Genomic DNA, 12,354 nt, shown 5'->3' with positions numbered 1-12,354 from the left:
TAAACTAAGAGCTAGAAAAGAGGTGCTCATATGCGTTATCTTGTTGTATTTTTCTGGACCTTCGCATTAGGCCAAGTCGTTGGATATATCGGCGGTGCATTATCTGGTGGTTCATACGACTTTAAAATGACAACGATTCTATCGTTGGCAACAGCCGTTATTATTTTATTAATTGCACACTTTGCAGTACCGAAAGAAACCAAACCTGTTAAATAAGAAAAAACCAGTTACTAAAGTTATTGTAACTGGTTTTTTTATCTTTTCAACTGTTTAGAGCTTTTTATTTAAAACTTTTCGGAAATTAAAGAAGGACAACCCAATGTTTCCTAAAACGAAACAAGCGGTTACCAGAAAAACAGAAGAATAGCCAAAACCATGGGCAACTGTTGACCCTACCATCGGTCCTAAAACTTGACCGAAATTACTACACATCTGATTGTAACTATAAACTCTACTTACGCCCTCCGTTGGCGTTATTTTACTAATTAACGTATTAATTGATGGCATTAATGCGCCTGTTGAAAAACCTAAAAGGAATCGTAAAACGCCTAACTGAAAAGGTGTTTGCACAAACGCCATGGGAATGTAACAAATAAAAGAAAGAATTAATCCGCCTAATAAAACTTTTTGGTTCCCAATGCGGTCCCCAATTTTTCCCAAAGTTGGAGAAGAAATAATTGCTGAAACGCCGGCAATCGAAACAATCAAACCACTAACAAATAATACATTCTCTGTATCGCCACTTAAAGATCGAATATACAGCGTTAAGATTGGGCTGATACTTGTAATTCCTAATTGTAAAATTAACGTAGTCACAAACAAACCAATCAATACTGAAACATGATCCATCTTACTAAAAATTTCTTTCGTCGTTAATAAATCCTTTTTCTCAACTGGTTGAAAATCTTCTTTAACTAAAAAGATAGTCAACAACGTTGTAATGAATAAAATAACGCCGGTAATAATAAAGACATTTTCCATTCCAAACCACTGTGCCAACGCACCGCCAATCGATGGCGCAATTAACGTCCCAGCAATTGCACCTGTTGATAATGTTCCTAGAGCCCAGCCATTTTTCTCTTTTGGCGCCTGCGACGCAATCATCGCTGTTGCGTTAGGAATATAGCCGGATAAAATCCCGTTCATAAAACGCATAATCAGCAGCCAGTATACATTAGGGACAAACGCTAACGCCCCCATTGTGATCGTCATTCCTGCTGCAGCCCGAATCATCATAATTTTCCGACCTTTTCGATCAGCTAAATTTCCCCAAATCGGCGCAACAATCGCAGCAGCAAATGCCGTGACAGAAATTGCCAATCCAGAAAACAACTCTACTTGACTCTTAGGCGTCCCTAATTGTTCAACATATACTGGAATAAACGGCATAACTAAGCTAATACTCGCCCCTGTAAAAAAGCAACCAATCCATGCGACTAATAAATTCTGCTTCCATTTTATTTTCATACTTTTATCCACCTTATCACCTCTTCACCTACCACTATACTCTAAAAGAGTGAATCTCTCAAAAGAAAATTCTTTTAAAAAAAGTCTGGCAGACCGGTCAAAACGACCAATCTGCCAGACTTCTTAACACTTGGGCTTAAGATAAATAGCTGAATAAATGCAACACCTTCGAAGCTAACCGCTGTTATCTCAGCCTCACTTCTGTTTACTATAAAATAGCTAAGATTACAAAGTTTAAGATAAACAACGCATCAATGACCCAAATAATTGGTGAAACTTCTTTGGCTTTCCCTTTGACTACTTTCACCACTGCATAAAAGATGAACCCAGCAGCAATCCCATAAGAGATGCTATAACATAATCCCATGAAAATTGAAGCAAAAAATGCTGGAATCGCATCTTCTAAATCCGTCCAATTGATGTCTTTGAAAGAAGCTAACATCATAATTCCCACTAAAATTAACGCTGGAGCCGTAGCTTGTGCCGGCACAATAGCAATAAGTGGTGAAAAAAGACTACTTAGGGCAAATAGAATTGCTACCACTACCGATGTTAAACCTGTTCGACCACCCGCACCGATTCCTGCTGCACTTTCTACATAAGTTGTCGTATTCGATGTACCAAAAATCGCACCGATAGATGTTGCAATAGCATCTGCAAATAGAGCTTTGTCCATTTTAGTGCTAAAACCCTTACTATCTTCTAAAGCTAATTCATCTTCTTTAGAGAAAATTCCTGTTCGACGTCCCGTACCAATAAATGTTCCAATTGTATCAAACGTATCTGATAAACTGAAGGCAATAATGGTCATTAAAACTTGAGGAATTTTTGAAGAATCGCTAAACAATGACTGTAAGCCCTCAGCACCAAAAGCAGCGCCAAAAGTTGTACCTAATTCTTTAAATGAATTGCCCAACGAATTAGCATGCCAATCAACCGAAGCAGTGTCTACCACCCCCATTGGAATTGCGACTAACGTAGTAACCACAATGCCAATTAAAATAGCCCCACGAACATTGGTGACAACTAAAATCGTTGTTAAAACTAACCCAATTACCGCCAAAATAATAGCTGGATTATCAAAATTTCCTAAAGCGGGCACGATACTCGAACCATTCACAACACCATTTTGAGGTTCTGCTTGTACTGTGAAACTTAGTAAGCCAGCATTTTTCAACCCTACATAAGCGACAAAAATTCCAATCCCACCACCAATAGCATGTTGTAAACTCTCTGGAATTGCTTTAATAATCATTTTGCGAATTTTTGTCACTGTAATCAAAATATTAATCAAACCACAAATAAAAACCATTGCTAATGCTTGTTGCCAAGTATACCCCATCCCAAAAACGACCGTAAACGTGAAGAAAGCATTGAGTCCCATTCCCGGTGCTTGAGCGTAAGGTACATTAGCAAACAGCCCCATAATTAATGTACCGATGATTGAAGCAATAATGGTCGCTAAAAAAACAGCCTGAAAAGGCATCCCTGTTTCTGAAAGAATGGACGGATTAACAAATAAAATATAACTCATTGCAAAAAAGGTCGTAACCCCCGCCATTATTTCAGTTGATACCGTTGTCTTGTTTTCCTTTAATTTGAAAAACGTATTCATAATTGCACTTCTCTCCCTTAAAATCCATGTTTTCGAATAATTACTCTTTGATTATAAGAGAATTGCTATCTTTTTACAACAAAATATTAACTATTATATATATTTATCTATATAATGTTCGTATTTTACGGATATAAAAAAAGAAAAAGCTTTACATTGCTTCTTCTTTTCCTAATAATTGGATTAGCCCAAACAACAGCATCTGTAGAAACATCATTAATAAAATAAACATTAATTTTTGAAGGGACCAGTCAAAAAAGATAATTTTCACTGTTTCAATTGGATTCATAAAAAGATAGACACTGTGTAATCGATCAAAACGTCCAACATAAATCGCCAAAGCAGACAAGAAATGAAGGCTGGCTTGAAAGCCTATAATTGTTCTATAGCCGCAATAACTTTGCAATTTCTGGCTAACAGTTGTTACTGTTTTCATCCCTAAAAGTCCATATATAACAATCCCGCTAGTTAAGCAAACAAACGCCCACCAATCACCAATTTGGTTTGCAAAAATCGTATTAAAGCCTCGATAAATAGATAGCGTTTCTAAATGAAAAAAATCCGTAAATAGGTACGGCGCATTAGGATAAAAAATTAACCAAGCAAAACCTATCAACCAATCCCTTTTACGTTTTTCTGCGTTTAAAAGATAACTAAGTTCAATTGGAATATAGGCTAACAACACGTTCAACGCCATAAAATGAAAATGCGTAGCAAATAACCACATATAGATACAATAGATTAAGGTGATCACTCGTAAATAATTTCTAGAATTTTTCAAGATGCTCTGCGCTCCTTTTTCAAACGGTTTATTTTAGTGTAGCATACTTCTTAAGCTTTTTTTTAAACCTTATAAATGAACATGCTTCTCCCCTTGATAATCTTCGGTTTTATGCTAGACTGAGTAAAAGGCATTTAGGAGGAATTTTTACTTGAAAAAATTAATTGCTATTGATTTAGACGGCACAACATTAAATGCACAGTCTTTAATCAGTCCAAAAACCGAACAAACACTAAAAAAAGCGATTGACAACGGTCATTATGTCAGTATTGCCACTGGACGTCCCTATAGAATGAGTCATCAATTTTACCAACAACTTGGCCTAACGACCCCTATGGTTAACTTTAACGGCGCTTTAGTCCACATTCCAGAGAAAAAATGGGACTTGGAAAGCGAAGCCAATATTGAGCGTGACCTAGTCTTTGACATTTTGGCACAGAAAAAAGAATTACAATTAGATTTTGTTGCTGCTGAAAACAAAGAAACATTTTATATCGATACGTTAGATGGGTTCGATCCGAAATTTTTTGCTTCCAAAGCAACCTTAGATAATTTACTTAATGCTAAAAATTTACGAAGCAATCCTACCTCAATGATGGTTCGGACCACGCCAAACCAAGCTGAAAAAGTTGCTGATACATTGACAAAACAATATGGTGATTATATTGATGTCCGCACTTGGGGCGGTCCAATGCCTATTTTAGAAATGGTCGCAAAAGGAATTCAAAAGGCCCATGGCGTTGATCAAGTGGCGAACTTTTTATCTGTCAAACCAGCTGATATCATTGCTTTTGGCGATGAACATAATGACGAAGAAATGTTAAGTTATGCTGGTTGGGGTGTTGCTATGAACAATGCCACGGATAAAATTAAATCCGTAGCCAACGATGTCACTGAAAAAACAAATGATCAAGATGGTTTAGCAGATTACTTAGAAAATTATTTAGATCTATAAAAGGCTAAAATAAAAGTATTTCTTTAAAAAGAACTCACTTTGGTTTAGCTGATAATCTTAAGATTACGAAAGTAGGGCATAAGTCGAAACGACTTATGCCCTACTTTCGTTTTTCTTATTCCTTCAATGAATTTTGAAACGTGCTGATTTTTTCAGCCAATCTTTGATAAGTAGTAAAAGACGGATGCTGTAGCTCTTGTTCTTCGTTAACGGATAAAGTTTGTTGTGTCGTAATGGCCTTTGTTAGTGCATCTACAAAATGAATAAAAGAATTGTTGGTTTGTTTATTATATCCTGGTGAATAATATTTCGATTGACGATAAAAAGGCCGCAGGGCTGTTTCTGTGATTTTTTCCTGTTCATCTGAAAAGTATTCATCATAGCTGACATGTTTTATTTTCTGCTCTTCTGTTATCACTTGAAGTCGACCGATTAGGCCATTACCTAAATCTTCTGCGTAACCGATATACGTTTCTTTCGATGGCTCTTTTAGCCAAGTGTCCATCTCTGCTGCTAAAGGCATTAAACCTTCACGAGCAGAAGTTGATGAACCGCGTACCGTATAAAAATTACCTGTGACACGATTTTCGTCACGCATTTGTTTTTCTACATAAGTAATACCATTAACAACGGTGACTAACGTATCGTCTGTACGCGTGTTGCTTGCTTGAAATTCAGGATAATCCGACAGGCGTTTGTTGACACCCGAATAGCGTGTATCGTAATAAGGATCACTAGCAAACTCTGTAAACTCAACATTCAGAATCCGTTGCGTTTCAGGTTCCGTAATAATCTCTACAATGCCGTAATTTCCGCCAGTAAATACACCTTCATTTTTATAATAGTTACCCGTCATTAATCCCAAAGGCGGTTGATTGGACCAAAACATTTTTTCCTTTTTTTCTTCTAGTGTATATTTTGCTGGTGGGGTTGTCCCAAATGTCGTTTGTGTGGCCCCTGTAACCACTTCGTACGTGTATTCATGAGAATCAAAAGTCAATTGATTAGCAATCAGTTCGTCATTTTTAGTCGGCGCTTGTTTTTCCACCGCAGAAGTCGTTTGATTGGTGACGGTAACTTGCTTCACTTGCTTTGTCTCTTGCGGTCCACTTGTTGTTTGTTTCGTTGACTCTTGATCTGGCGCACAACCAACCAAAATAAATAATCCGATAAAAACCAACATTCCTTTAATATGTTTCATTCACTTTTCTCCTTTTTATAAACGCTTAATTTCCTCTTATCTCCAGTGTAGCAAACATTTATAAACCAAAACTGACGGAAAAATGAATAAATAATAAACAAAAACGCTAAGTCTCCTGCAGCTTAAGAGACTTAGCGTTTTTTTATTTAATTGCTTGGCGCTTTTGGCGCAACCACTCTTCTTTAATGTGTTCAGATAGGCGAATCATTCGTTTACCAACTTCACTATATTGGTTAGTAGCTAAATTGGCTAAAGAAATTCGAACTGACCATTTGTCACTCCCGAAAGCATCCGCTTTTAAAAGCATTAATTTTTCTTTTTCTGCTAAAGAGGTTAATACTTTTGTGATCGTCCACGATTTCGTTAAATAACTTGAAAATTCTGGGCCATAACGTTTTTCTGTCCAGTCTCTAAAGTTAATTTCACAATAGTATGCTGTATTTAAACTTGCTAAAGGCTCTTCAATGCCTAAGGTGCGAAACAAGAGCTTTTCACGCGTATGACAAATATCCATCACTTCGTCTTTATATGCTTGACCGTCTTTTAACAAAGCATACAAACTAAATAAAGCCATCATCGCTTGCTGAATAGAAGAAAGTCCCGCTGCATGGTTCAACGCAATATCGCGGCTGTCTGCGACCAAGCGGCTGATAAAGTTAATTTGGCTTGTGTCTGCATTCAATGTAGCATAACGTGACTGTAATTCTATTTTTCGAGCCACTGGCAATTCTTTTAATAATTGATCAAAGATGTTCTCTTGGCTGACCGCAATGGTCCCCACACGCCAACCGGTAGCGCCAAAGTATTTAGAATAAGAATAGATACAAGCTGTATTGTAAGGTAACTCCGTAAATAATGAACGGAAAGCTGGCACAAAGGTTCCGTAAACGTCATCTGTTAAAATCATTAACTTAGGGTTATCCACTGCAACGATTTGTTTGATTTGTTCAATGGTAGGTTTTCCCATAGCATTAGCAGTTGGATTGCTGGGATTTACGACAAAAACCGCTTTGATGGACGGGTCTTTTAGTTTATCAATTTCCTTGTTTGAGTATTGATACGTCGTTTTTCCATCAATAATCATTTGCTCTGCTTTGATTTTAACTACGTCAAAATCATAACGTGGTAGTTCTGGAATTTCTAGATAAGGAGCAAACGTTGGTAATAACAACGCAATACGATCACCTTTTTCTAGTAAATAATTATTTGCCAACGTATCAAACAAGTAACAAATCCCTGCTGTACCACCTTCAACGGCAAAAATATCAAACGGTTGTGCTTCACTGGAAAATAATTCTTGATTTAAATATGCTTTAATCGGTTGTTCACACGCCTTCAAGCAACGAACAGGATTCGGATAATTATCCCCAATCACATAGTCTAACATGGCATCTAACCACATTTCCTTATCCATCCCAAAATAGTTATGCTCTGCTGTCCAAATTTCTTGTAAGAAGGTTGCCCCTTTGCTTGGATTTTCTGCTAAAAAGTTTAAGAAGCGTTGCGTTCTACCAAAACTTGGCTGAATCATACCAGCCGTTTGTTCGCTCCCTTCTCTTAACGTTTCTTTTGTAGCAAATTGACCTAATAAAAAAAAGGCTTCCCTTGGTGTTGGCGCCGTCCAATTAGGATTGCCTCGCCCTGCATTTAACAATGTTTCTAAATTATGATTTTCTTCATGTAATTTCTTCTCTAAAAATAGACTTAATTCAAACGGACTAAGGTTTTCTGTCAATTCATCACTTGTTATCATTTTATCCTCCTGAAGCACACGCAGTCATTTAGTATTTAGTATGTAGTCTATACTACTCTTCTACCTCCAGATGTCAACCATTTAAGCGGAATATTCTGACAATTAATAAAAAAGAAACAATCCTTTATAAAAAATAAAGGATTGCTTCTTTTTTGATGATTAACCAAAGAACCGTTGCATCTCAATTTTTGCTGATTGAACAGAATCAGAAGCATGGATTAAATTTTTGGTGACAGACAACCCATAATCCGCTCGTAAGGTGCCACTTTCAGCATCTAACGGATTCGTTGCTCCAACTAATTTACGCACTTTTTTAACCACATTGTCCCCTACAACGACCATCACAACCACTGGGCCACTTGTCATATAGGCTAATAATTCAGGGAAAAATAGTTCATCTTTTAAATGCTCATAGTGTTCCTTCACTGTTTCTACTGTTAGTCGTTCGAATTTAAGGTGCAATAAGTCAATACCTTTATCTTCAAAACGTTGAATGATTTTGCCAACTAACTTTCGTTCAACGCCATCTGGCTTAATAATTACTAAACTTGTTTCCTTCATTTTTTCTTCCATCCCTTTCAAAACTTCCTTTTGCCCTTTCCCAAGGGGTAGCTACAGAATAAAATGAAAGCGGATACTTTGTCAATGATAAATTTTCTTTTCCTTTTGATTAAATAAAAAATTAAAGATTATTCACAAGGTTTGTGAATTGTTCTTTCAGTTCTGTATTACTTGTTTCTTTTAAAAACAAATAAGGTTGCTCTTCTACTGGCTGTTCTTTACTCACATAAACTTTGGCTTCACCATTCACTAAAGTAAATAAATAGACATGCTTCTGGGCAACTTGTGTCGCACTGTCAGAGTATACTGCCACCAGACAATAACCCCCTTCGTTTCCAGTTTCTGACCAATTTAACCAAATGGGATTGTTCCCAATAGCTGGTTGTATTTTAGGTTCATAACTCAATAAATCATCAGGCACTTGAATCGTGTAAAAAGCTACAGAGTGACCTGGTTGGTACGCTTGATAGTTCTGATTGCGTTCTTGACCCCAGATTTCCATGTATTGTCCTAACTGTTTTGCTTTTTGCTGATTCCAAATCGTCCCTTCTTCTGTAACTAATTCAGTTAATTCTTGTGTTTGCGTTGTTTGCTCTAATTCCAACGCCGTGGTTTGACTAACTTCGGTTGCTGAAATTGCTCTTGTTTCTTCAGTATTTACATTGTTTGTTTGTACGGTTTGTACTTTCTGTGATTCCTCTTTCGATTTTTGCCAACCACAGCTAGATAAAACGCTTCCAACAACCGCTATCATAATAATCCCGTTTAGTTTCATTCCTTAAACTCCTGTTTTTATTTTTATTCTATCGAAATAAACCTAAAATCTCAATCCCTTTCTTTGGATAGTTGAAAACCATTTGGGAACTAGTAATTCTCCACAATTATAGTCCTCTAGTAATTGTTGGTATTGCTGTTCCATAGTCCTGATTTCTTTTTCACCAAAGCTCAGTGCCCAAACTAAAGAATAGAGTCCTGCGTGAAAAGTATAAAGCTTTTGAAACTGCCAAAATAAGGTAGGAACTTTCCCAGCAAAATAACCTTGTAATTGACCATAAGCAAACAATGGCGAAACATTTCTTGAAAAAAATTGTAACTTGTAAAATTCTTCATAAGGATCCCCAAAATCCCATCGATTAAAATCAATCACACCGACCTGCCTAGTTGGCAAGTAAATAAAATTTCCCACATGGAAATCTCCATGCTGATAAACTACAGGCCGTTGTTGCAATAACGGTAATTGTTTTTCTAAATATGAAGTTATTGGCTGTTGGTACGGCATACAAAATTGAGATTCCTTATACTTATTTAGTTGGCTCTGCTTTTTTTCGTATAAATTTCGCGCAATCTCTCTTTGACTAATCCTTTCAGGCAACAAAAGCTTATGGATTTTGTTTAAATAGTGGCCCGCCTCTACGCCTAAGTTCAGTTGTCTTTTAGGAGAAAGAGCGGGTAAAACATCGCTTAAGTCTTCACCTTCTAGATACGTTAATAACATGTATCCCTGTTCACTTTCAGGAATAGGTGCACAAAAAAAGGTTTAGAACTAGGAAATCCTAACGCCGCTATTTTTTTGATAAATTGATATTCTTGTTGTTTAGCTAATAACTCTTCTTGTTGAAAAATTCGCAATAAAAAGGTTTCTTGATTTTTGGTAACTTTAAACTTTAAATCAGTTGACCAACCACGGTGAATAGCTTCAACTTTTTGCCATTGCTGAAACTCTGGAATCTTCTCAAACGCCCTCATTACTTTCGCCTCCATTTCCCTATTGGTTTTAGTATACCAAAGAAAAAAGGCTGGAGACAATTGGGGATAAATTGTCTCCAGCCTTCACTGGTTATCGTTTTCTAGTTTTCCTTATATAAATCGTTCCACTCGTTACTAAGAAAGCTCCTCCTAAAACAATCCAGAAAGTACTAGGTACTTCTGCACCTGCTTTTGGTAATACTTTTTTGGGAAGCTGTTCTTGTTTCCCAATCATACTTTTATTAGAAAAAGCATGCGTACTTTCTGTTGATTTGGTTCCCTGATTTGCTGATGAATTCAGCGAATTAGCTAAGGATGACTCACTAGTAGTTTTTCCAGCTTTGTCTGGGTTTTGGTTTTTTCCTTCGATTGGTTCTTCGCTTGTTTTTGGTTCTTTATCTTTATCTCGTTCGCCACTTGCATTTGGTTCTTTGTCTTTATCTGGTTCGCCGCTTGCATCTGGTTCTTTGTCTTTTTCTGGTTCTTCTACATGTGGTTGATTTATCTTGTGGTTATTTTCAAATAAAGCACCTAATTGTAGCAATGTTCGGTCTTCATTTAATGCACTATTAAATTGAATCCCCAAAGGCAGTCCTTCTTTTGAAACGTAAGTTGGCACACTTAATGATGGATGTCCAAATAAATTTGCTTGTTGTGTAAACGGTGTATATGTGAACGCCGTCAGCCATTGGTCATAAATCAATTGTTTTTGTTCTGCTGGTGACAATTGATCAATTTTTTCCATCTGTGCTGCATGTTCTGGTTTTAGTAACGGATTATCAATACTAGGTGCCGTGGCAGCCGTCGTTGGTGTTAATAAGATAGGATACTGTTGATAAAATTCGTCCATCGCTTGTGCTTGTAAAGCAATATCTGTCCAAGCCGCAGTTGTCTCTTCACTCGTTATATTTTTTCCTGTTTGAAAAAGCGCCCATGTTAACAGTTCTACATCATTTCGTTCAAGCGGTCTTTTCAATTTCTGCCGCGCCATAAAATCGGCAATTCCTGCTGAGCCAGCAGCTACAGTATAATAATTTTTCATTAGACGTTCCCCATCAACAGGGTGCTTCACTTCAACCAATGTGTACCCTTGGTCTTTTAAAAAAGCAACAGCTTCAGCGACCGCCTCTTTTGCTTCGGCACTTACAGGCGTTCCAGCAGGGGATTCTGTTGTATAAGCAATGGGTTGCGCTTGACTTAAATGTCCCGCAGGAAGATCTTTTTTGGTTAATAAGGTTTCAAATAATGCATTTGTATCCGCCACGGTTCGACTTAAACCAAAGTGAACAGTTTGACCTTTTGCACTATTAGAATTACCAATGATTACTCCTCTAGAAGGTTTCAAGCCTACGGTGCCTGTCCAAGAAGCAGGGATACGGATAGAGCCACCAGCATCACTTCCAGAAGCAATGGGAACAAATGCCGCGGCGACACTAGCACCCGCTCCGCCTGAAGAACCACCTGAATAATGGTTAGGATTCCATGGATTGACGGAAACGCCATATAACTTTGAATCTGAAATATTCTTCCAACCTAATTCTGGATAATTCGTTTGACCAATGATTATGAATCCGGCATTTTGTAGTGCTTTGACAAAGGTCGATGTCCCACCAGCTACTTGATCTTGGAGAAAACCAAAACCGTTCGTGTTGCTTTCACCTTTCAAGGATTGTCCTAACCCTTTTAGTAAGAGCGGCACACCTAGAAATGGTTGACCTGTATCTTGTAAAGCTTTTGCTTCTGTCAAAGCCGCTTCTTCTCGTAAAGTAATGACCGCATTTAATGTAGGATTTTCACGTTTAGTGATGGCCAACGCAATTTTTACTAATTCTTCGCTCGTTACCTTTTTTTCTCTTACTAAAGTTGCTAACTCCAGTGCAGTTGCTTGTTTATAATCTGCTTCTGAAAAAACATTCTCTGCAGAAACAGCTTTTCTATCTGTATCACTATTTTGTATCTCATTTGTGGTTTCAGTAGTTACTGCAACCACATTTCCGCTACGGCTTTCGGCGATTGCCGAAGAGGATTCTTTTTCCTGCATCACCGTTTGGCTAGTAGTTTCAGATTCCAAATTAGCTACAGTCTGACTGGTTTCTGTTGTTACTGATTCCGTCTCTGTTTGAACGGTTGTTTCTAGTATACTTTCTTGTGCCAACATTGTTGGTACCCCTACCAGTGTTTGGCTAATTAATAAAATAATCCCTAACTTTTTGAACAAAATCGACTTCTTCATAAGTCACATCCTTTATCTATTAATACAGATAAAAAATCTGTA

10 protein-coding genes and 1 pseudogene are annotated in these 12,354 nt (G+C 37.3%); 2 read left to right on the top strand and 9 right to left on the bottom strand.

Translation table 11 applies throughout. The features are described 5' to 3' along the window. Positions 1-30 precede the first annotated feature (30 nt). Positions 31-216 carry a YjzD family protein gene (locus IGJ52_RS04405; RefSeq protein ID WP_002355945.1) on the top strand — a complete coding sequence of 62 codons (186 nt, stop codon included), beginning with the start codon at positions 31-33 and terminating at the stop codon, positions 214-216. A 54-nt stretch (positions 217-270) separates the two neighbouring features. Here the strand turns inward: IGJ52_RS04405 and IGJ52_RS04400 are convergent, their stop codons facing one another. From IGJ52_RS04400 to IGJ52_RS04390, 3 genes are all read right to left on the bottom strand, one after another. Next, a complete protein-coding gene (locus tag IGJ52_RS04400) occupies positions 271-1,467 on the bottom strand; it encodes a multidrug efflux MFS transporter (protein WP_002381323.1) in 1,197 nt (398 codons plus the stop codon). A gap of 208 nt (positions 1,468-1,675) precedes the next feature. Beyond that, positions 1,676-3,082, bottom strand: a complete 1,407-nt coding sequence (locus tag IGJ52_RS04395; RefSeq protein WP_002355943.1) for an NCS2 family permease — start codon at positions 3,080-3,082, stop codon at positions 1,676-1,678. Positions 3,083-3,233: 151 nt separating this feature from the next. After that, entirely contained in the window at positions 3,234-3,809 is a 576-nt protein-coding gene (locus tag IGJ52_RS04390; RefSeq protein WP_002383440.1) for a DUF1361 domain-containing protein, read from the bottom strand. Positions 3,810-4,014: 205 nt separating this feature from the next. Between IGJ52_RS04390 and IGJ52_RS04385 the strand changes: the two genes are divergently transcribed. Continuing rightward, a complete protein-coding gene (locus IGJ52_RS04385; RefSeq protein WP_010775688.1) occupies positions 4,015-4,818 on the top strand; it encodes a Cof-type HAD-IIB family hydrolase in 804 nt (267 codons plus the stop codon). Between the two features lie 115 nt (positions 4,819-4,933). On the opposite strand, the gene IGJ52_RS04380 is transcribed toward IGJ52_RS04385, so the two are convergent. The 6 genes and pseudogenes from IGJ52_RS04380 to IGJ52_RS04355 form a co-directional block, all read right to left on the bottom strand. Further along, positions 4,934-6,019 (bottom strand): hypothetical protein, encoded by a 1,086-nt coding sequence (locus IGJ52_RS04380; protein ID WP_231422047.1) that lies wholly within the window; start codon positions 6,017-6,019, stop codon positions 4,934-4,936. 142 nt (positions 6,020-6,161) lie between these two features. Next, on the bottom strand, positions 6,162-7,772 hold the full coding sequence (aspD, locus tag IGJ52_RS04375) for an aspartate 4-decarboxylase (protein WP_438791938.1): 1,611 nt from the start codon (positions 7,770-7,772) through the stop codon (positions 6,162-6,164). 159 nt (positions 7,773-7,931) lie between these two features. Then, the gene (gene ndk, locus IGJ52_RS04370; RefSeq protein WP_002383435.1) at positions 7,932-8,345 is read right to left on the bottom strand and encodes a nucleoside-diphosphate kinase; all 414 of its coding nucleotides are present in this window, start codon (positions 8,343-8,345) and stop codon (positions 7,932-7,934) included. A gap of 109 nt (positions 8,346-8,454) precedes the next feature. Further along, on the bottom strand, positions 8,455-9,108 hold the full coding sequence (locus IGJ52_RS04365; protein ID WP_438791937.1) for a DUF4767 domain-containing protein: 654 nt from the start codon (positions 9,106-9,108) through the stop codon (positions 8,455-8,457). 42 nt (positions 9,109-9,150) lie between these two features. Then, positions 9,151-10,094 (bottom strand): annotated as a pseudogene (locus IGJ52_RS04360) (aminoglycoside phosphotransferase family protein). Positions 10,095-10,170: 76 nt separating this feature from the next. After that, positions 10,171-12,312: an amidase family protein gene (locus IGJ52_RS04355; protein ID WP_438791936.1), complete on the bottom strand. Its 2,142-nt coding sequence runs from the start codon at positions 12,310-12,312 to the stop codon at positions 10,171-10,173. Between the last annotated feature and the right edge of the window lie 42 nt (positions 12,313-12,354).

This window comes from Enterococcus sp. DIV1758, assembly GCF_051711985.1.
GTDB lineage: Bacteria > Bacillota > Bacilli > Lactobacillales > Enterococcaceae > Enterococcus > Enterococcus faecalis.
Note: the sequence above shows the minus strand (reverse complement) of the source record. Positions and strands in the feature narration are given on the sequence as shown.

Excerpts from the sequence above, each read along its gene's own strand:
- IGJ52_RS04405 (WP_002355945.1), top strand. The coding sequence starts at position 31 with ATGCGTTATCTTGTTGTATTTTTCTGGACCTTCGCATTAGGCCAAGTC.
- ndk (WP_002383435.1), bottom strand. The coding sequence starts at position 8,345 with ATGGAAGAAAAAATGAAGGAAACAAGTTTAGTAATTATTAAGCCAGAT.
- aspD (WP_438791938.1), bottom strand. The coding sequence starts at position 7,772 with ATGATAACAAGTGATGAATTGACAGAAAACCTTAGTCCGTTTGAATTA.
- IGJ52_RS04390 (WP_002383440.1), bottom strand. The coding sequence starts at position 3,809 with ATGTGGTTATTTGCTACGCATTTTCATTTTATGGCGTTGAACGTGTTG.
- IGJ52_RS04355 (WP_438791936.1), bottom strand. The coding sequence starts at position 12,312 with ATGAAGAAGTCGATTTTGTTCAAAAAGTTAGGGATTATTTTATTAATT.
- IGJ52_RS04395 (WP_002355943.1), bottom strand. The coding sequence starts at position 3,082 with ATGAATACGTTTTTCAAATTAAAGGAAAACAAGACAACGGTATCAACT.
- IGJ52_RS04365 (WP_438791937.1), bottom strand. The coding sequence starts at position 9,108 with ATGAAACTAAACGGGATTATTATGATAGCGGTTGTTGGAAGCGTTTTA.
- IGJ52_RS04380 (WP_231422047.1), bottom strand. The coding sequence starts at position 6,019 with ATGAAACATATTAAAGGAATGTTGGTTTTTATCGGATTATTTATTTTG.
- IGJ52_RS04400 (WP_002381323.1), bottom strand. The coding sequence starts at position 1,467 with ATGAAAATAAAATGGAAGCAGAATTTATTAGTCGCATGGATTGGTTGC.